Annotated in this window: 18 protein-coding genes; 9 read left to right on the forward strand and 9 right to left on the reverse strand. The window is 66.8% G+C overall.

From position 1 onward, the window contains the following. Positions 1-25 precede the first annotated feature (25 nt). The 3 genes from LO55_RS01675 to LO55_RS01685 form a co-directional block, all read right to left on the reverse strand. Complete coding sequence (locus tag LO55_RS01675) at positions 26-1,480, reverse strand: TAXI family TRAP transporter solute-binding subunit (RefSeq protein WP_071360196.1); 1,455 nt, start codon at positions 1,478-1,480, stop codon at positions 26-28. Continuing rightward, a complete protein-coding gene (locus tag LO55_RS01680; RefSeq protein WP_071360197.1) occupies positions 1,477-4,812 on the reverse strand; it encodes a transglycosylase domain-containing protein in 3,336 nt (1,111 codons plus the stop codon). Before LO55_RS01680 ends, LO55_RS01675 begins: the two co-directional genes overlap by 4 nt. A 364-nt stretch (positions 4,813-5,176) precedes the next feature. After that, on the reverse strand, positions 5,177-5,992 hold the full coding sequence (locus tag LO55_RS01685) for an EI24 domain-containing protein (protein WP_071360198.1): 816 nt from the start codon (positions 5,990-5,992) through the stop codon (positions 5,177-5,179). Positions 5,993-6,124: 132 nt separating this feature from the next. Between LO55_RS01685 and LO55_RS01690 the strand changes: the two genes are divergently transcribed. Both LO55_RS01690 and LO55_RS01695 read left to right on the forward strand, forming a co-directional pair. Continuing rightward, positions 6,125-6,481 (forward strand): FKBP-type peptidyl-prolyl cis-trans isomerase, encoded by a 357-nt coding sequence (locus tag LO55_RS01690; protein ID WP_005668468.1) that lies wholly within the window; start codon positions 6,125-6,127, stop codon positions 6,479-6,481. 177 nt (positions 6,482-6,658) lie between these two features. Then, positions 6,659-6,913 (forward strand): acyl-CoA-binding protein, encoded by a 255-nt coding sequence (locus LO55_RS01695; RefSeq protein WP_005668466.1) that lies wholly within the window; start codon positions 6,659-6,661, stop codon positions 6,911-6,913. A 64-nt stretch (positions 6,914-6,977) separates the two neighbouring features. On the opposite strand, the gene LO55_RS01700 is transcribed toward LO55_RS01695, so the two are convergent. Next, positions 6,978-7,262 carry a polyhydroxyalkanoic acid system family protein gene (locus LO55_RS01700; RefSeq protein WP_005668465.1) on the reverse strand — a complete coding sequence of 95 codons (285 nt, stop codon included), beginning with the start codon at positions 7,260-7,262 and terminating at the stop codon, positions 6,978-6,980. A gap of 181 nt (positions 7,263-7,443) precedes the next feature. Between LO55_RS01700 and LO55_RS01705 the strand changes: the two genes are divergently transcribed. The 5 genes from LO55_RS01705 to LO55_RS01725 all read left to right on the forward strand — a co-directional run bounded on the left by LO55_RS01705 (position 7,444) and on the right by LO55_RS01725 (position 12,531). After that, complete coding sequence (locus LO55_RS01705) at positions 7,444-8,982, forward strand: gluzincin family metallopeptidase (protein WP_071360199.1); 1,539 nt, start codon at positions 7,444-7,446, stop codon at positions 8,980-8,982. Beyond that, on the forward strand, positions 8,979-9,254 hold the full coding sequence (locus tag LO55_RS01710) for a protealysin inhibitor emfourin (RefSeq protein WP_005668460.1): 276 nt from the start codon (positions 8,979-8,981) through the stop codon (positions 9,252-9,254). The genes LO55_RS01705 and LO55_RS01710 overlap by 4 nt, the downstream gene beginning before the upstream one ends. Before the next feature lie 250 nt (positions 9,255-9,504). Continuing rightward, a complete protein-coding gene (gene fdxA / locus LO55_RS01715) occupies positions 9,505-9,828 on the forward strand; it encodes a ferredoxin FdxA (protein ID WP_005668458.1) in 324 nt (107 codons plus the stop codon). Positions 9,829-9,930: 102 nt separating this feature from the next. Next, positions 9,931-11,028, forward strand: coding sequence for an NAD(P)/FAD-dependent oxidoreductase (locus tag LO55_RS01720; protein WP_005668455.1), 1,098 nt, complete (start codon positions 9,931-9,933; stop codon positions 11,026-11,028). Between the two features lie 267 nt (positions 11,029-11,295). Continuing rightward, on the forward strand, positions 11,296-12,531 hold the full coding sequence (locus LO55_RS01725; protein ID WP_071360200.1) for a polyhydroxyalkanoate depolymerase: 1,236 nt from the start codon (positions 11,296-11,298) through the stop codon (positions 12,529-12,531). Positions 12,532-12,606: 75 nt separating this feature from the next. On the opposite strand, the gene LO55_RS01730 is transcribed toward LO55_RS01725, so the two are convergent. Continuing rightward, positions 12,607-12,948 carry an RcnB family protein gene (locus LO55_RS01730; protein ID WP_005668452.1) on the reverse strand — a complete coding sequence of 114 codons (342 nt, stop codon included), beginning with the start codon at positions 12,946-12,948 and terminating at the stop codon, positions 12,607-12,609. Between the two features lie 190 nt (positions 12,949-13,138). Between LO55_RS01730 and rsxB the strand changes: the two genes are divergently transcribed. Both rsxB and nth read left to right on the forward strand, forming a co-directional pair. Continuing rightward, on the forward strand, positions 13,139-13,816 hold the full coding sequence (gene rsxB, locus LO55_RS01735) for an electron transport complex subunit RsxB (RefSeq protein ID WP_071360201.1): 678 nt from the start codon (positions 13,139-13,141) through the stop codon (positions 13,814-13,816). Positions 13,817-13,821: 5 nt separating this feature from the next. Further along, positions 13,822-14,505, forward strand: a complete 684-nt coding sequence (gene nth / locus LO55_RS01740; protein ID WP_071360202.1) for an endonuclease III — start codon at positions 13,822-13,824, stop codon at positions 14,503-14,505. Positions 14,506-14,540: 35 nt separating this feature from the next. Here the strand turns inward: nth and LO55_RS01745 are convergent, their stop codons facing one another. The 4 genes from LO55_RS01745 to LO55_RS01760 form a co-directional block, all read right to left on the reverse strand. Beyond that, positions 14,541-14,900, reverse strand: coding sequence for a nuclear transport factor 2 family protein (locus tag LO55_RS01745; RefSeq protein ID WP_083415101.1), 360 nt, complete (start codon positions 14,898-14,900; stop codon positions 14,541-14,543). 94 nt (positions 14,901-14,994) lie between these two features. After that, the gene (locus LO55_RS01750; RefSeq protein ID WP_071360204.1) at positions 14,995-16,578 is read right to left on the reverse strand and encodes a methyl-accepting chemotaxis protein; all 1,584 of its coding nucleotides are present in this window, start codon (positions 16,576-16,578) and stop codon (positions 14,995-14,997) included. Positions 16,579-16,749: 171 nt separating this feature from the next. After that, positions 16,750-17,880 carry a glutamate 5-kinase gene (proB, locus tag LO55_RS01755; RefSeq protein ID WP_071360205.1) on the reverse strand — a complete coding sequence of 377 codons (1,131 nt, stop codon included), beginning with the start codon at positions 17,878-17,880 and terminating at the stop codon, positions 16,750-16,752. Further along, a complete protein-coding gene (locus LO55_RS01760) occupies positions 17,877-18,302 on the reverse strand; it encodes a hypothetical protein (RefSeq protein WP_071360206.1) in 426 nt (141 codons plus the stop codon). Before LO55_RS01760 ends, proB begins: the two co-directional genes overlap by 4 nt.

Raw genomic sequence — 18,302 nt, forward strand, 5'->3', positions numbered from 1 at the left:
GGGATCGCAATCGGAAAAGGAAAAATCAGGCGCTGCCGCGCACCGGATGGCCCGGCGTCGCATCGTGGCTCGCGTCGCTTGCCGCGTCCTCCTGCTGCCAGCCGCGCACGCGCTCGCGCACCAGGTGGATATGGCTGCGCAGGCGGTACAGCTCGTCGGCATAGGCCAGCGGCACCGAGATGTGGTTGACGCGGTCTTCGAGGCTGTCCAGGCGCCGTTGCAGGTCGTTGCGCACCTTGTCGTCCGGCGCCGCGCCGCTGTCCTCGAACGCCTGCTCGATCGCGCGCAGTTCGCCGTACCAGCGGTAGACGCGCGAGCGCACGCGCCACACGTAGATCGGCGGCACGATCTTCGACAGCGGGATCAACAAGGCGGTCAGCGCCACCACCACCACCCACAGGCGTTCGGCCAGGTTGGCCAGCCAGAAGCTCAGGTAGCGCTGCATGAAGGGCGGACCGTCGCGGTAGTAGCGCGCGGCTTCCGCCGCCACCGGGATCTCGGTGTACTTCGGCGACGGGAACTGGCCCTGCTGCTGGAACCAGCCGGCCCCGCCGTGGATCTCGGTGGCGGCCTTGACCAGCAGGCCCACCAGGGCCGGATGGATTTCCTCGCGCGCCACCAGGGTTGCGGTCGGCGCGATCAGGTGGTAATCCTGGGCCGGGATGTTGCGGCCCAGGTCGACGATCCCGCGCGGCAGCACCACGTGGGTCAGGAACGGCAGGCGCCGCGTATACGCCTCGGCCTGGGCGAAGTCGAACAGCTTGATGCCGGGCGTCTGCAGCAGCATCTGGATCAGCGGCGCTTCCGGCGCCGAGGAAAACACCAGGCCGTCGATGCGGCCGGCCAGCAGCTCCACCGTGGCCGGCGTATCGGCCAGGTCGCCGATGCGCAGGTCTCGCGGCGCGATGCCGTTGGCGTCGAGCACCTGGCGCAGCAGGCGCGGCACGCCGGTGCCCTCCGGCCCCAGGTTGATGCGCTTGCCGCGCAGGTCGGTCAGCTTCGTGATATTGGCTTCCGCGCGCAGGAACAGCCACACCGGCTCGGTGAACAGGCTGCCCAGCGACACCAGGTCGCGGCGCTCGGCGCTGCCCTCGGCATCGGCGTTCATCGTGTCGCCGTCGGTCGAGCCGCTCTGCACGAAGGCGACGTCGGCCTCGCCCGCCAGCAGGCGCTGCAGGTTGTCGCGCGAGCCGAGCGTCGGCGCCAGCGTCACCTTGATCTCGTCGCGCGCGAGCACCGCGGCATACTGCTTGCCGAAGGTTTCGTAGGCGGAGTTTTCCTGGCCGGTGGCCAGGCGCAGGCTGCGCGGCGGCGCCGGATCGACCCACCAGTAGGCCAGCAGCAGCGCCGCGCCGACCAGCAGGATGGTCGGGCCGGACGCCACGACCAGATCGCGCAGCGAGACGATGCTGAAATTCTGCAGGCGCGCGCGCAGGCCTTTCACCTGCGCGCCGCCGGTTGCGCCCTGGCCTGGCTTCAACGCACGCACTGGCGCTGGGCCGCCGCCGCCGCAGGGGTCGCGCCAGGAGCCGCGGGCGCGGCCGAAGGCTCGATCATCGGCATCAGGCTCGGCGCCAGCGTCACCAGCAACTGCACCGGCAGCGCGCTGGTGAAGTCGTAGTGTTCCGACTGCGGGCCGTGCACATAGGCCGTCATGCTGCCGTAGAAGCGTTCGCCGATATTGAAGACGAAGGTCGCCGAACGGTTCACGTAGCGCGATTCGATCAGGCGGCCGCCGCGCGCATACACGTCGAAGCGCTGGTCGCCGGTGCCGGTCTTGCCGCCCAGCGCGATGATGCTGCCGTCGGCCTGCACGAAGGCGGTCTTGACGCGCTTGGCGGTGCCGTCCGAGACCACGCCCTGGATGGCGTCGGCCACGGTGCGCGCGACTTCCGGCGCCAGCACCTGTTCCTTGCCGCCGCCCTTGTTGCGCTTGACCAGGGTCTCGTACGGCGTGTCCTTGGCGAAGTGCAGCGAATCGATGCGCTCGGTGGGTTTGCGCACGCCGCCGTTGACGATGATGCCCATCAGCTCGGCCAGCGAGGCCGGACGGTCGGCCGAGGCGCCCAGCGTGGTCGCGTACGACGGCACCAGCGAATCGAAGGGATAGCCCATCTTCTTCCACTGGGCGTGGATCTTGAGGAAGGCCTCGACCTCGAGCAGGCCGGCGATGCGCTTGTCCTGGGCGTTCTTGCGGCTGGTCTTGAACAGCCACTGGTAGACTTCCTGGCGCTCCTTGACGCTGGCCGCCGTGACCTCGGACCAGGTGGCCTTGGGATGGGTGCGCAGATAGCTCACCAGCCACAGTTCGAGCGGGTGCACCGAGGCCACGTAGCCGCGGTCGGCCAGCGACATATTGCGCGGATCGTACATCTCGTACATCTTCGGGATGCGTTCCGGATCGACTTCGTTGGCGGACGGAAGGTTCGCATTGATGAAGGCGCCGAACTGGTCCAGCGTGGCGTTCGGCGCCACCGTGCGGTGGGCCGCGGCCAGCTTCGAGGCCAGCGGACGCACGCCGGAGAACAGCAGCGCTTCGATCTCCGCCGGGGTCTTGCCCTTGTATTTATTCCAGAACTTGGCCAGGAAGTCCTTGCCTTCGTTGTCGGCGAAGCGCGCCAGGTAGGCGGCGCGGCGCGGATCGTTGGCGTCGGCCAGCAGCTGGGCCGACGAGCCCGGCAGCTGGAACATGTAGAAGCGCACCACGTCGCGCATCATGCGCACGAACACCAGGTTCGTCGACTGGCGCAGTGCCTGGTGCACGTCCATGATCTTGCTGTCGTCGAGCTTGCTGAAGTTGCCGAAGGTGTGCAGGCCGCCGCCGGTCATGAAGCGCTCGCCCGGGCTGGCCGAATAGCGGCGCGCCATGGCGGCGTCGAGCATGGGCTTCAGGCCGCGGTCGGCGCCTTCCGGCAGGGTCTGGAAGTATTCCAGCGCCCATTGCGACAGGCGGTCCTTCGGATCGATCTCGACGCCGTGCAGGCCGATCTTGTCGAGCGGCTCGAAGCGCTTGTGCAGCTGGTCGACGATGTCGAGATAGGTCACCAGCGTGCGCAGCTTGGCGGTCGAACCGAGGTCGAGCTTGGCGCCCTCGTTGATGTCGAGCGGCTGGTCGTAGTTGTCGGTCTGGACCCGCAGGTAGTTGACGTGCTCGCCCCGCTCCATCAGGGTGAAGCTGTACACCACCTGGGCCGGGTCGCCGTTGCCGAGCAGGCCCTTGCCGGTCAGGCCGGCCGCTTTGGCGTGCTCGGCGTCGGACAGCTGGCGCAGGGCCGCCGTCACCGCCTGCTGGGCATTGCCGTCCAGGGTCGAGACCACCGACAGGTCGAGGCGGTCGACGTTGTACAGGCGCGTGTCGCCGATCAGGTAGCCGAGGTGGTTGCGCACCGCGTTGGCCGCCTTGCGCGACACGAAGGCGTCGGCCGGCGGCGGCGCCACGCCGCTGTGCAGCGCCGGCTGCAGCTTGACGCTCAGGGCGGCGTCGCGCAGCTGCGGCGAGATCACGCCGGCCTGGGCCAGCACGCGCAGGTGGCTGTCGGTCAGCACTTCGAGGTCGGGCTCGCCGGCGCCCAGGTAATAGGCCGGACGGCGCTGGGCGATCATCAGGGACAGCGCTTCTTTATACGCCAGCACGGCGTCCGGGCTCGTCATCGGGCCCTTGAGCATCGCGTTGACCTTGTCGAAGTCGCGGCCATACCAGACCCACAGGCCGTCGCCGATGCCGTTCACTTCGCCGTAGCCGGACTTGGCCGACAGCGGCACCGTGTTCAGGTAGTCGAGCACGATCTGGCGGCGCGAACCGGTGGTGTCTTCGCCGTCCTGGTAGGCGCGCAGGGTGGCCGAGGCCATCTGGATGATCTTGTCGGTGGTCGAGCTGGTGCGGCCTTCGGGCGAATGGCGGTATTTTTCGATCTGGGTCGCCAGCGTGCTGCCGCCGGCCACGCGGCCGCCGCCACCCAGGCCGACGCTGGACAGGGTCTTGTCGAACACGGCCTTCGAGAAGCGGTCCCATTCGACCGCCGGGTTGCGGCGCGGATGGCTGGCGTCGAGCAGTTCGCGGTTTTCGATGAACAGCAGGCTTTGCACCAGCAGCGGCGGCGCGGCGCTGAACTCGTGGTAGAAGCGCTCGGGGAAGCGCGAGGTATAGATCGGCTGCGAGCGGCAATCGAGGATCTCGAGGCCGACCTTGGTTTTCTCGTGGTAGGTCGCGTACAGGCCCAGGTCGGCCATCTTGACCATCTGCGGCGAGATGCGCGCCTGGCTTGCGATCGCATAGTCGCGCGTCTGGAGCCGCTCGAGGTAGCGCGGCAGGCCGGCGTAGCCCAGCCGGGTGTCGTACGGACTGGCGGCCGGGAAGCGGATCGCATCGCTGGGACCGTTTTCCATGCGGAACGTGAGTTCGCTGGCCATGTCGGCGAAGATCTTTGCCTGCAGGCGCGAGCTGCGCGTCTCCAGCACCGCCCAGGCCGCCAGCACGGCGACCAGGAGCAGCAGGCCGAGCAGCAGCCACAGTTTCCAGCGGCGCTTGCGCGGAGCCGGCTCGTCGTCGCCGGGTTCGCCCGACGGGCCGGCGGGAATGCCGCCATTGCCCGCCAGGTGCGGGAAGGCTTCGTACAGGGGAACGTCGTTGCCGCCGGCCGCGAGCGCAGGAGCGCTCTCCACGGCGGCGCCCGCGGCGCCGGCGCTCGCTGGCGCTGCGGAGGTCGCGACCGCGTCGCCGAAGCTCGGCTCGAAGCTCGGCTCACTGCGCTCGTTGGCGGCACGTTTGCCGGACACATTGCTTGGCCGTCCGAGACGGCGAATACTTTCCATGATGGCTTAACCGGTCTGAATCAAAACGCTAGCAATCCCCGCCAACCTGCTCGCCATCCGTGGTGCTGCTGGTCCGTTCGAGTGGTCGTGGTCTTTGTTAGTTCGCACGCTGATGGTGCAATCCCACTCCAGATCGCACCGTCCGTAGGCAATATTCCACCACATCAATACGTCCCACGCGAGACGCCGTTTAACAAATTTGCTGCGCTTGGAATATTTTCGCAAAAAAACAACGAGGTCTTGGCTGAGTGCTATTACCGCGTGCAATTCAGGCAAGCACCCCGGGCCGTTTTAGCTACCAATATTTAACGCGCTGGAAATGCCTTTGGTGCACAGCCAGGTTTGATCCATATCGAAAGACGGATCACGCCGGCTGCGTCGCCTCTTCCGCGCGCAGCTCTTCCAACCCTTGCAGGCAGTAATACTGGAACCACAGCCCGGCGAACAGGAAAATCATGACGTACAGCCACAGCGACACCAGGGCCAGGATCGGGAACAGCACGATCGACAGCACGGCGCCTCCCATCCAGACGATGCCCGGCAGCGCGCCGGCCAGCCCGGTGACGAAGCCGATGGCGAGCAGGGCCGGGCGACGGCGCCGCATCAGGGCCAGGCGTTCGGCCTGGCTGGCGTGGGCGGCCAGCGCGTCGTAGCTCATCACGCGCGAGGTCACCCAGGCCCACAGGCTGGCCTGCACCAGCCAGGCCAGCGGCGGCACCGCGTACAACGGCAGGGTGAACAGCCACAGCAGGGCGAACACGGCGGTGCTGCCCAGGTTGATCGCCACGCTGCCGAAGAAGGAGCCGCCCTCTTTTTTAGCGAGCTGGGGAAACTGGCGCTTGCCGACATGGGTTTCGATGGCCGGCATCGCCACCACGCCCACGAACAGCAGGGCCGAGCCGATCATGAGCGGCAGCAGCAGCACGATCGCCATCAGCGGCACCACCATCACCTTGAGCATGCCCAGGCCGACCATTTCGAGCATGCTGCCGCTGGTCTCGAAGCCGCCGTAGTCGGCGAACATGCCGTGCAGCCAGTCGAGCAGCGGCTGCAGGCCCAGCCACATCACCACACCCCACAGGACGAGCGCCAGCAACAGGGGCGCCAGCGACAGCAGCAGCATGCGGCCGCTGAACTGGGCGCGCAAGGCGCGCCGGCAAGCGGTCAATACGGCGTTCACGGGGCTTTCCTTTGCAGCATGGTTTCTCCTGATGGCAGGTCGGGACGGGGATCAATGCCGCCATTCTACGGGATGGCACTTTCGAGACCCATGGACTACAATCGCCGTTCAATCTGAACAACAAGGAAGACCATGTCCACCATCACCACCGATTCCGGCCTCCAATACGAAGACCTCGTCACCGGCGAAGGCGCCGAGGCCAAGGCCGGCCAGCACGTCACCGTGCACTACACCGGCTGGCTGCGCAACGACGACGGCAGCCTGGGCGCCAAGTTCGATTCGAGCAAGGACCGCAACGACCCGTTCGAGTTCGCGCTCGGCGCCGGCCACGTGATCCGCGGCTGGGACGAAGGCGTGCAGGGCATGAAGGTCGGCGGTTCGCGCCGCCTGACCATCCCGGCCAGCCTGGGCTACGGCGCGCGCGGCGCCGGCGGCGTGATCCCGCCGAACGCGACCCTGATCTTCGACGTCGACCTGCTGGCCGTCTAAGCGCGTTTTACCGTGCGCCGTCCTGCGGCGGCGCATGGCGCTGCCGTCTTGACGGCAGCTTTTGAACTTCCCTTCTAAAATGCGGCCCGAATTCCCGTGCCCGCCCTCCTCCTGCGCTAAGATGCCTGCCGAATTGTCCAAGCGACAATACCGCACTCAACCATCACAGGAGTTTCCATGAGCTTGCAGGAACAGTTCAACCAGGCCCAGGCCGATTCGAAGAACCTGTCGGAGCGTCCCGACAACATGACCTTGCTGAAGATTTACGCGCTGTTCAAGCAGGGCTCGAGCGGCGACGTGACCGGCGAGCGTCCGGGCATGACCGATTTCGTGGCGCGCGCCAAGTACGACGCCTGGGCCGGCCTCAAGGGCACCTCGCAAGAGGAAGCCCAGCAGCAGTACGTCGACCTGATCGAAGAGCTCAAGGGCTGATCGTTCGCCACCGGAGGCCGTGAAGTGGACGGCGAGCCGTCCACCTCACGGGCCAAACCATTGCCTACGCCGCTGCGGCGAAGGTCTTGCGCATCTTTTCCGCCACCTTGGCCTCGATGGCCGGCGCGAACGCGCCCATGAAGAAGCCCAGGCGGATGCGCATCGCGGCGCGCTGGTCTTCGAGGGTCAACATGCCCTCCACGCCGCTGCGCTCGAAGCGCAGCACATCGCCGTCCCACCTGCATTCCAGCCCGTATTCGGCCGCGATACGCTGCGCCACCTGCTCGGCTGCCGAACGCGCCGCGTCCGGGCTCAGGCTGTGCTGCTGGACGATGCTGATTTCCGCCATCTGACTGATCCTTCCTGAATCGATTGCAAACAATCCGCCATGATGCCAGTTGCGGCCGGGCTATGCCAGAGCTCGCTACAACAGACAGCGCTCGCACACCCTCAATTGATGAGTATCAAAGCGTGCCCAGCAGGGAGCGCGAGGATGAAGGCGCAAGCCCGTCATTACGCGAGGAGTCGATATGGAAACCCCCGTCGTCCAGCCCAACCGCCTGTTGCCCGGCGACCCCGATGCGCCGCAGGCCGCGCAGCCTCCGGTGCGCTTCGTCCCCACCCCGAGCGCGCCCTACCGCCAGCAGCACCGCGCCGCGCGCCTGCTCGAAGAACCCGACGTTCCCGATCCGGGCGCGCCACCGGCCGCCGAGCCGCCGCCGCACGCCATCGGCGCCCGCGTCCTCATGTGGAAGCAAGATCCTTCGGTCAGCGAAATCGGCACCCGCAAGGCCTTCCTGCCCGGCGTGGTGCTGGCCGGTCCGCGCGACGCCCGCATCGCCCCCGGCGAGCCGGGCATCGCCGCGGTCGAACCGAACGCCTTCGGCGACTTCGTCACCCAGCCCGACACGCCGCAGTTCGACGCCGTCCATACCTTCGTCGTGGTGCGCCAGACATTGACCATGTACCAGCGCGCCCTGGCCGCCGCCGGCAGCGCCATGCCGCTGCCCTGGCAATGGAACAGCAGCACCGATACGCGGCCGCTGCTGGTCTTCCCGCACGGCCTGCCGAACGTCATGAACGCCTTCTACAGCCGCAGCCAGGCCGCCCTCAAGTTCGGCGACTTCGTTCCCAACGGCGCGACCGACCGGGTATTCACCTGCCGCTCGTTCGACATCGTGTCGCACGAGACCGCCCATGCGGTGCTCGACGGCATCAAGCCGCTCTGGCTGCAGGCCGACGCCCCGCCCCAGACCGGCGGCCTGCACGAAGCCTTCGGCGACCTCACCGCGATCTTCCTGGCCCTGTCCCAGCTCGACCAGTGCGAAGCCGTGATCGCCCAGACCAAGGCCGACCTGCACGACAAATCCTTCCTGACCGACATCGCCGAGCAGTTCGGGCTGGCGCTCGGCAACAGCACCGGCCTGCGCAACGCCGACAACGACCTCAAGCTGAGCGAGGCCGGCACCCAGGTGCACGCCATCTCGCAGGTGTTCACCGGCGCCGTCTACGATGTGCTGGCCGACCTGTTCGCGCACGAGCGCGATCCCGAGCGCGAAGACTGCGCCGCCGTCCTGCACCGGGTGGCCGGCTACCTGAGCGGCGTGCTGATGCGGGCCCTGATCGCCGCGCCCGACGCAGCCGCCACCTATGCCGACGTGGTCAACGCCATGCTCCAGGCCGTAACCGGCGACGGCAAGCCGGCCGCCTACGCCGACGCCATCCGCCTCCAGTTCAGCCGGCGCGAAGTCGTCGAGGCCGGCCATGGCGGCGCTGCGGATGGCACGGCCTCGTTCGTCCCCGGCCTGCCGCTGGCGGCGCGGGTGTGCGACGCCCCGGGCGCGCGGCAAGACCGGCGCGCTTGCTGCGGCACCATGCAACTGGCCGAATACGATTGCGCCGAGCGCGTGCTGGCCGGCGAGGCACGCCTGCTGGCGCGCTGGTGTGCCGAACACGGCCGCCACGGGCCGGCGCTGCCCGGCCTGCCCGCCGCCGCGGCGCCGGCCGCCGGAGCGCCGGCCGCCGGAACGCCGGCCGGATCGTCGGCCGAACCGTCGATGCTGGCATGAAGATCAGCGCCCGCGCCTGCGGCGGCTTCGCCGGATTGGCCGAATCGTACGAGCTGGACACCGCCCGCCTGGCCGACGGGCCGGCCCTCGAGACGCTGCTGCGGCGTCTCGACTTCTTCGGCGTCGCTCCCGCCTGCCCGGTCGGCGCCGACCTGCCGCGCTGGGAAATCACGGTCGAGGACGGCCCGCTGTGCCACACCGTGTTCCTGCGCGAGGACGGCAGCGGCGGCCAGTGGCAACACCTGCTCGACTACCTGCGACAAGCCGGCTGAGCGGGGCCTTGACGGCGCCCATCCGCAGCGAGCTTCATCGCGGTCAATATCCACTGCACGGTGGCTTGACAAGCCAAAATCCGCACGCCCGTGCGGATTTCTCGTTCATTTGCTTATGTAGATTGTGTATATAGGCGAATTTGTGAGAAAAGCCGAATTGCCCTAAAATACAGTGCTTTGCTCTGTCCGGCCAGCCTATTCTCTTTCTTGCGCTCGGCGACGCGACATCCCACCAATTGATAGGACTGTTATGACCCACGTTGTCACCGAATCGTGCATCCGTTGTCGTTACACCGACTGCGTCGATGTATGCCCGGTAGATTGTTTCCGGGAAGGCCCGAATTTCCTCGCCATCGATCCTGACGAGTGCATCGACTGCGCCGTCTGTGTCGCCGAGTGCCCGGTGAACGCGATCTATGCCGAAGAAGACGTGCCTGGCGACCAGCAGCAGTTCATCAAGCTGAACGCCGATCTCGCGCGCTTCTGGCCTTCGATCACCAAGACGAAGCCGGCCCTGCCAGACGCGGAAGAGTGGAAAGACGTCAAGGACAAACTCGACCAACTGGCCCGCTAATACCGCCGCCGCGCCGCCCGTTCGGCGCCGGCCCGGGGTCGTTCTGCATGGCAGTGCTGGCTGCCATCGCCTCACCAATCAAAAATCACAGGAAGTAAGCGCATGACTATCAGTGCCACCCACGAAGCGGGCAGCATCGCTCCCAACAGTTCCTTCGCCGGCGCCATCGAAGCGGATGCCGTGATCATCGGCGCGGGCCCGGTCGGCCTGTTCCAGGTGTTCGAACTCGGCCTGCTCGAAATCAAGGCCCACGTCATCGATTCGCTGCCGGCCGTCGGCGGCCAGTGCGTGGAACTGTATCCGGACAAGCCGATCTATGACATCCCTGCCGTCCCGGTGTGCACCGGCCAGGAACTGACCGACAACCTGCTCAAGCAGATCGAGCCGTTCGAGCCGACCTTCCACCTGGGCCAGGAAGTCACGACCGTCCAGCGCCGTGAAGACCAGCGCTTCAACGTCGAGACCTCGACCGGCACCCGGTTCATCACCAAGACCATCTTCATCGCGGCCGGCGTCGGTTCGTTCCAGGCGCGCACGATCAAGGTCGACGGCATCGACAAGTACGAAGGCGAGCAGCTGTTCTACCGCGTCAAGGATCCGGCACGTTTCGAAGGCAAGAACCTGGTCATCTGCGGCGGCGGCGACTCCGCGCTGGACTGGGCCCTGAACTTCGTCGGCAAGGCCGAGTCGGTCGTGCTGGTGCACCGCCGCGATGACTTCCGCGCCGCCCCGGCCTCGGTCGCCAAGATGAAGGCCCTGTGCGACGAATACGAAATGCAGCTGATCACCGGCCAGGTGACCGGTTTCGACGAAAAAGACGGCCAGCTGACCGAAGTGAAGGTCACCGGCGCCGACGGCGTCACCCGCCGCGTGCCGCTGGACATGCTGCTGGTGTTCTTCGGCCTGTCGCCGAAGCTGGGTCCGATCGCCGACTGGGGCCTGGACATCGAGCGCAAGCAGCTCAAGGTGATGGACACCGAGAAATTCGAGACCAACGTCCCGGGCATCTTCGCCGTGGGCGACATCAACACCTATCCGGGCAAGAAGAAGCTGATCCTGTCGGGCTTCCACGAAGCCGCGCTGGCCGCCTTCGGCGCCGCGCCGTACATCTTCCCGGACAAGAAGATCCACATGCAGTACACGACGACCTCGCCGAAGCTGCACAAGATCCTGGGCGTCGAAACCCCGGTGTTCGACTAAGACGAGCATTGCCGCCACGGTTACCGCGTTCACCCAGCGTTCAGTAACTTGGCGGCGACAGAGTCCCCTGAAGCGCCCCGCCTTGCGGGGCGTTTTGCTTTATGTGGGCCGACCAACGGAGCGGGTCCGGGTAAATATGCTACAAGTGCACCATGCATAAGGGATGGCGCAGACCCTTGTTTCCACCGGCCAACGCAAATCCCCTATAATCGGATGAAGCTTATGCGCGGGCGATATTAGCGCAGTGTCAATACGAAGGAATACTTTATGCTTTATCAACTGCACGAGATGCAACGCTCCTTCCTGACCCCGCTGATGCAGTGGGCCGATGCGTCCTCGAAACTGTTCTCCAATCCCGTGTCGCCGTTTGCGCACACCCCATTTTCCCAGCGTATCGCCGCCGGCTACGAGCTGATGTACCGTCTCGGCAAGGAATACGAAAAACCGGCCTTTGGTCTCAAGACCACCACCATCAACGGTGAAGAGGTCGGCATTGTCGAGCGCATCGTCGTCGACAAGCCGTTCTGCAAGCTGCTGCACTTCAAGAAAGACATGGGCGACACCGCCTTCGCCGCGCTCGATCAGCCGTCGGTGCTGGTCGTGGCGCCATTGTCCGGCCACCACGCGACACTGCTGCGCGACACCGTGAAAGCCCTGCTGGTCGAGCACGACGTCTACATCACCGACTGGACCGACGCCCGCATGGTGCCGCTGTCCGACGGTCCGTTCCACCTGGACGACTACGTGTTCTACGTCCAGGACTTCATCCGCCACCTGGGCCCGGACGTGCACGTGATCTCGGTGTGCCAGCCGACGGTGCCGGTGCTGGCCGCGATCGCCCTGATGGCCAGCAACAAGGATCCCAAGCTGCCCCGGACGATGACCATGATGGGCGGCCCGATCGACCCGCGCAAGTCGCCGACCGCGGTCAACGACCTGGCCATCGAAAAGCCGTATTCGTGGTTCGAGAACACCGTGATCTATTCGGTGCCGGGCAATTATCCGGGCTTCGGCCGCAAGGTCTATCCGGGCTTCCTGCAGCACGCCGGCTTCATCGCCATGAACCCGGGCCGCCACGCCCAGAGTCACCGCGAGTTTTACCAGCACCTGGTGCGCGGCGACGACGACTCGGCCGAGGCGCACCGCAAGTTCTACGACGAGTACAACGCCGTGCTCGACATGCCGGCCGAGTACTACCTCGATACCATCAAGACCGTGTTCCAGGACTACAGCCTGCCGAAGGGCACCTGGAAAGTCGGCGGCCAGCTGGTGCGTCCGCAAGACATCGAGTCGGTCGCCCTGCTGACCGTCGAAGGCGAGCTGGACGATATCTCGGGCCTGGGCCAGACCAGCGCCGCGCTGACCCTGTGCAGCGGCATCCCGAAGGAAAAGAAGCACGACTTCGTGGTCGAGAAAGCCGGCCACTACGGCATCTTCTCGGGCCGCCGCTGGCGCGAGATCGTGTGTCCGAAGATTACCGAGTTCATCCGCGCAAACCGTTGAACCGGTGACGCAAAACGCAAAAGCCGTGGCATGCCACGGCTTTTTTCTTGCTCGCTCGGCTTCGGCGCCCCGGCTTCACCGCCCCATGACCACCTGCGCCACGCGCCCGGTCGCGATCGCGACCAAGGCATAACTTTCGCCGGCATCGACCCACTGGTGCCCGCGCGGCGGCTTGGTCAGCCGCAATGCGCGCCAGTCTTCGACCACGTGCTGGTGCGCCTGGTAGCGCGCCGGCAGGCGCTCGCCGCGCCGCACTTCCCCGGTCGCCTCCACGCTGCGGTAGCGCGTCGGACTCAAATGCGCGACCTGCGCGCGGCCAGCCTGCGCGTCTTCATCCGCCTTGGCGTCTCGCTGCAGCAAGCCATCGCCTGCCGAAAAGATGGCGGCGAACAGCAGCGGCCCAATCAACTCGTTCATGTCCCATCCCCGGTGATCCAGCGTGAGCCGACAGTACAGCAGGATTGTGACAAGTCGTCTGTTAGCTCTCCCACGTAGCGAATGGATGAGCGCAGCCGGGTTCGCCAAAAGGCCATCCGGTCGCATCCAGCTCCGTTTTGGCGGATAATGTCGGCTTGACCAGATTGAATCGCCCGCAGATCCTCCCCCCGTGACCAGCCCCCTCGCCGACCAGCTCGAAGACCTGCTGCCGCAGACCCAGTGCACCAAATGCGGCTATCCCGCCTGCCGCCCGTATGCCGAGGCCATGGCGCGCGGCGAAGCCGAGATCAACCAGTGTCCGCCGGGCGGCATGGAAGGCGTGCGCCGCCTGGCCGCCGCGACCGGACGCGCGGTCATTCCGATCAATCCGGCCAACGGGGTCGAGCGAGCGCGCCCGGTCGCCTTCATCGACGAATCGCTGTGTATCGGCTGTACGCTGTGCATCCAGGCCTGCCCGGTCGATGCGATCCTGGGCGCGGCCAAGCAGATGCACACCATCCTGCCAAGCCTGTGCACCGGCTGCGACCTGTGCGTCGCGCCCTGCCCGGTCGACTGCATCGCGATGATTCCTGTCACCGGCGAACGCACCGGCTGGGACGCCTGGAGCCAGCAGGACGCCGGCGCCGCGCGCGAGCGCCACGATTTCCGCACCGCGCGCCTGCGCCGCGAGCGCGAGGAAAACGATGCCCGCCTGGCCGCCAAGGCCGTCGAAAAAATGCGCGCGGTGACCGCCGAAGTGACGAACACCCCGGAAGAACTGGCCGAGAAGGAGCGCAAGCGCGCCATCATCGCCGCCGCCATGGAACGCGCCCGCCTGAAGGCGGCCGGCAACCAGGACAAGAACTGAACCAGATGAATCCCGCCAAACGCCTGGAAATCTTTACCCGCTTTCGCGCCGCCAATCCCAAGCCGACCACCGAACTCGAGTTCACGACCCCGTTCGAACTGCTGATCGCGGTGCTGCTGTCGGCGCAGTCGACCGACGTCGGCGTCAACAAGGCCATGCGCCGCCTGTTCCCGGTGGCGAACACGCCGCAGGCGATCCTCGACCTCGGCATCGACGAGCTCAAGACCTATATCTCGACCATCGGCCTGTACAACACCAAGGCCAAGAACGTGATGGCGACCTGCCAGATCCTGGTCGAGCAATACGGCGGCGAAGTGCCGCCCGTGCGCGAAGCGCTGGAATCGCTGCCGGGGGTCGGCCGCAAGACGGCCAACGTGGTGCTCAATACGGCCTTCGGCGAGCCGACCATGGCGGTCGACACCCACATCTTCCGCGTGTCGAACCGGACCAAGATCGCGCCCGGCAAGAACGTCGACATCGTCGAACAGAAGCTGTTGAAATTCGTGCCTAAGGACTTTTTGCACGACGCCCACCACTGGCTGATCCTGCACGGCCGCTACACCTGCGTCGCGCGCAAGCCCAAGTGCTGGAACTGCCTGATCGCCGACCTGTGCGAGTTCAGGGACAAGACGCCGGCGCCGGCTGGCGTGCTCGATCCGGCGGTGGCCGCGGCCAACGCGGCGACTTAGCGTCGCAACTTAGCGGCATAACTTAGCGTCGCAACTTAAACCCGGGTTTCGCCGCTGGCGAACGACGCGCGCACGATGCGCCCGTCGACCACCTCGTACACGCACAGCATCTCGACCGTGCCCTTTCCTTCGGGGAAGTTGCGGGTGACGATCTCGAGGTCGGTGACGAAGTTGCCGAGCACCGTGCGCGACAGCAGGCGCGCGTGCAGGTCGGGTTCGACGAAGCGCGCTTCGTAGCGCGGACGGATCTGGTCGTGGCCTTCGGCCAGCAGCGCGCCGTGCAGGGCGAATTGCTGCGCGTTGGGCGCATAGGTGGCCATCAGGGCGTCGAGGTCCTTGGCGTTGTAGGCGTCCAGTTGGGCCTGGACCACGGCGAGAGGGGAAGTTGGCGTCATTGGCATTCGATCGGTAAGGAAGCGCGCCGCCGCTTGTCCGGACGATCCGGGCAACACGGGCGCGTGCGCATCTTACGCTGTCGGGCGTGCGCCGTTAAGCCTCGGCCAGCGCAAGCGCCTTGCGCCCCGGCGCGGCCCGCAGCGCCTGCGGATCTTCTTCGACCTTGAACACGCTCACCACCTCGGTCAGGGCCACGGTCTGGTCGCGCAGCGACTGCGCCGCGGCGGCGGCTTCCTCGACCAGGGCCGCGTTCTGCTGGGTCGCGCTGTCCATTTCCGTCACCGCGTCGTTGACCTGGGCGATGCCCTGGCTCTGTTCGCTGCTGGCGGCGCTGATCTCGCCGATGATGTCCATCACCTGGCGCACGCTGGCGACGATCTCGCCCATCGTCGCCCCGGCCTCGCCGACCAGGCGGTTGCCATCCTCGACGCAGGTGGCCGATGCGGCGATCAGTTCCTTGATCTCCTTCGCCGCGACGGCCGAACGCTGGGCCAGCGTCCGCACCTCGCCGGCGACGACCGCGAAGCCACGACCCTGCTCGCCCGCGCGCGCCGCTTCGACCGCGGCGTTGAGCGCCAGGATATTGGTCTGGAAGGCGATGCCATCGATGACGCCGATGATGTCGGTGATCCGGCGCGACGAGGCGCTGATCGAGGCCATGGTGCCTACCACCTGCTCGACCACCTTGCCGCCCTTGGCCGCCACGTCGCAGGCCGATACCGCCAGCTGGCTGGCCTGGCGCGCATTGTCGGCGTTCTGGCGCACGGTCGAGGTCAGCTCTTCCATGGACGAGGCGGTTTCCTCGAGCGCGCCGGCCTGGCGCTCGGTGCGCGCGGAGAGGTCGAGGTTGCCCTGCGCGATCTCGTGCGAGGCCACGGCGATGGTCTGCGCGCCGCCGCGCACCTGCAGCACGATGCGCTGCAGGCTGTCCGACATCTCCTTCAGGGCCAGCAGCAGCTGGCCGGTCTCGTCGTCGCTGCGCACGGTGATCGCGGTGCGCAGGTCGCCGGCGGCCACGCTGCGCGCCGCTTCCACCGCCGCGTCGAGCGGCCGGGTGATCGAGCGCGACACCAGTACGCCGGCCGCCACTGCCGCCAGCGCACCGAGCAGCATCAGGCTGTAGCTGAGCGTGGTCGCGCGCGCACCGACGGCGTCGGCCTGCCGCACGCTGGCGGCGCTGAGCGCGGACATCTTCTTTTCCGCCTGCACCAGCAGTTCGGCCGGCGCCCGGTCCTTGCCCTTGACCGCCACGTCGCCGGCGGCGGGGTCGAAGCCGGCAGCGACGAAGTCCTGGTAACCGCGCCGGTAATCAAGGCCCATCTGCGCATGCGCGGCGCCGAACCGCGCCACCAGCGTGCGCACTTCTCCTTCGGGCAGGCTGGCCAGCAGGGCCGCGACCTGGGCGGCCACCTCGGCTTCGTTCTGCTGGAACGCGGCCCAGTACTTGTCGCGCTCGCCATCATCCTTGCCGCGCAGGAGCGTGTTCTTCCATTCCTGGAGCTGCTTGCGGAAGTGGGCCAGCATCGCCTCGACCTGCGTCGATTGCCCTTCCATGGCGACGGCCTGGCGGTAAGTGTCGACGGAGCGGTTCATCTGGCTCATGCCGAAGAAACCGGCACAGGCGACGAGCAGCGTGACGGCTGCAAAACCCAGGGGAAGTTTGCGGCTTAGCTTCATGTGGTGATCCTGAAAAACTGGAATGCGGCCCGGCTGGGCGGATATGCACAGTGTATAGGCTGGCGGGCGGTTTATCACCGCCAACGGAGCTTTCCAGACGGAAAGCGATACGGAACAGCGCTTATGTCCTGTCAGCGCGACACATCGCTGGCAGGAGCAAGCGCTTACTGATTACAAAAGCACCATATTGTCGCGATGCACCAGCTCAGGCCCCTCGACGAAGCCCAGGATGCGCTCGATCTCGGTCGAGGAATGGCGCATGATGCGGCGCACCTCGCTGCTGGCGTAGTTGGTCAGCCCGCGTGCCAGCGGCTTGCCGGCCTCGTCGACGCAGGTGATCACCTGGCCGCGGCCGAACTCGCCGTTCACGGCCACCACGCCGATCGGCAGCAGCGACTTGCCCTCTTTCGTCAGCTTGGCCACGGCGCCGGCGTCGATCACGACTTCGCCCGTGGTGTGCAGGTGGTCGACCATCCACTGGCGGCGCGCCGTCAGGCGGCCGGTGGCGGCCAGCAATTGGGTGCCGATCGCTTCGCCGCCGGCCAGGCGCGTGAGCACGTCCGGCTCGCGGCCCCAGGCGATCACGGTATGGGCGCCGGACCGCGCCGCGCGCTTGGCGGCCAGCACCTTGGTCAGCATGCCGCCGCGGCCGATGCTGCTGCCGGCGCCGCCGGCCATCGCCTCCAGGGCCACGTCGCCGGCCTGGGCCTGCTCGATCAGCTGGGCGTCAGGATTCTTGCGCGGGTCGGCCGAGTACAGTCCCGGCTGGTCGGTCAGGATGACCAGGGCGTCGGCCTCGATCAGGTTGGCGACCAGCGCGCCGAGCGTGTCGTTGTCGCCGAACTTGATCTCGTCGGTGACGACGGTGTCGTTCTCGTTGATGATCGGAACCACGTTCAGGCGCAGCAAGGTGGTCAGCGTCGAGCGTGCATTGAGGTAGCGTTCGCGGTCGGCCAGGTCGGCGTGGGTCAGCAGCACTTGCGCGGTTTTCACGCCGTGGGCGCTGAAGCTGGATTCGTAGATCTGGGCCAGGCCCATCTGGCCGCAGGCGGCGCAGGCCTGCAATTCATGGATGTCGGTCGGGCGTTTACCAAAACCGAGGCGCAGCATGCCCTCGGCGATGGCGCCCGAGCTGACCAGGACGACGTCCTTGCCGAGCGCGCGCAGTGCGGCGATTTGAAAGGCCCAGCGGGCGATGGCGGTATGGTCGAGGCCCCGCCCCTCGTCGGTGACGAGGGAGGAGCCGACCTTGACGATGATGCGGGAGGCTTGTTGGAGTGCGGAATAGGTAGCGGAAGTCATGGCGACAGGATCTTTCCCCGCGGTCGCAACGCGAGCAGGGAAAGTCCTGCCAGCAGTTCAACCGCGCAGACGACTAATAATACCCCCGAGGGCAAGCCGATCGCGAAAGCCGCAACGAGGCGGCCGGCCGGCTGGGCCAGGAGGAACAGGGCAGTAAGGTCGCCGAGGATGGGCTGGTCGCCCTGCCTGGCCGCCAACAGCGCCAACCCCGCGGTAGCGAGGCGGATGCCGACGTAGATGGCGTAGAACTGGCTGTAGCCGTTCACGCCGACGAGAAACAGGCCCATCGCGGCCGCGATGCGGTCGGGATCGAGCATGGCCGCGAGCGCGGCCAGCGAGCTGGCGGTGGCGACCAGCTGCAGCAGCTGGCCGCGCAGCCAGGCGCGCGACCAGATGGTGGTCTGTGAAGCGCTCGCGCTCAA

Source organism: Massilia timonae (genome assembly GCF_001866515.1).
Classification (GTDB): domain Bacteria; phylum Pseudomonadota; class Gammaproteobacteria; order Burkholderiales; family Burkholderiaceae_D; genus Telluria; species Telluria timonae.

Coding starts and splice junctions, on each gene's coding strand:
- LO55_RS01700 (WP_005668465.1), bottom strand. CDS start 7,262: ATGGCGGAAATCAGCATCGTCCAGCAGCACAGCCTGAGCCCGGACGCG.
- LO55_RS01745 (WP_083415101.1), bottom strand. CDS start 14,900: ATGACGCCAACTTCCCCTCTCGCCGTGGTCCAGGCCCAACTGGACGCC.
- fdxA (WP_005668458.1), top strand. CDS start 9,505: ATGACCCACGTTGTCACCGAATCGTGCATCCGTTGTCGTTACACCGAC.
- LO55_RS01680 (WP_071360197.1), bottom strand. CDS start 4,812: ATGGAAAGTATTCGCCGTCTCGGACGGCCAAGCAATGTGTCCGGCAAA.
- LO55_RS01695 (WP_005668466.1), top strand. CDS start 6,659: ATGAGCTTGCAGGAACAGTTCAACCAGGCCCAGGCCGATTCGAAGAAC.
- nth (WP_071360202.1), top strand. CDS start 13,822: ATGAATCCCGCCAAACGCCTGGAAATCTTTACCCGCTTTCGCGCCGCC.
- LO55_RS01705 (WP_071360199.1), top strand. CDS start 7,444: ATGGAAACCCCCGTCGTCCAGCCCAACCGCCTGTTGCCCGGCGACCCC.
- LO55_RS01690 (WP_005668468.1), top strand. CDS start 6,125: ATGTCCACCATCACCACCGATTCCGGCCTCCAATACGAAGACCTCGTC.
- LO55_RS01720 (WP_005668455.1), top strand. CDS start 9,931: ATGACTATCAGTGCCACCCACGAAGCGGGCAGCATCGCTCCCAACAGT.
- LO55_RS01725 (WP_071360200.1), top strand. CDS start 11,296: ATGCTTTATCAACTGCACGAGATGCAACGCTCCTTCCTGACCCCGCTG.
- LO55_RS01710 (WP_005668460.1), top strand. CDS start 8,979: ATGAAGATCAGCGCCCGCGCCTGCGGCGGCTTCGCCGGATTGGCCGAA.
- LO55_RS01750 (WP_071360204.1), bottom strand. CDS start 16,578: ATGAAGCTAAGCCGCAAACTTCCCCTGGGTTTTGCAGCCGTCACGCTG.
- LO55_RS01730 (WP_005668452.1), bottom strand. CDS start 12,948: ATGAACGAGTTGATTGGGCCGCTGCTGTTCGCCGCCATCTTTTCGGCA.
- proB (WP_071360205.1), bottom strand. CDS start 17,880: ATGACTTCCGCTACCTATTCCGCACTCCAACAAGCCTCCCGCATCATC.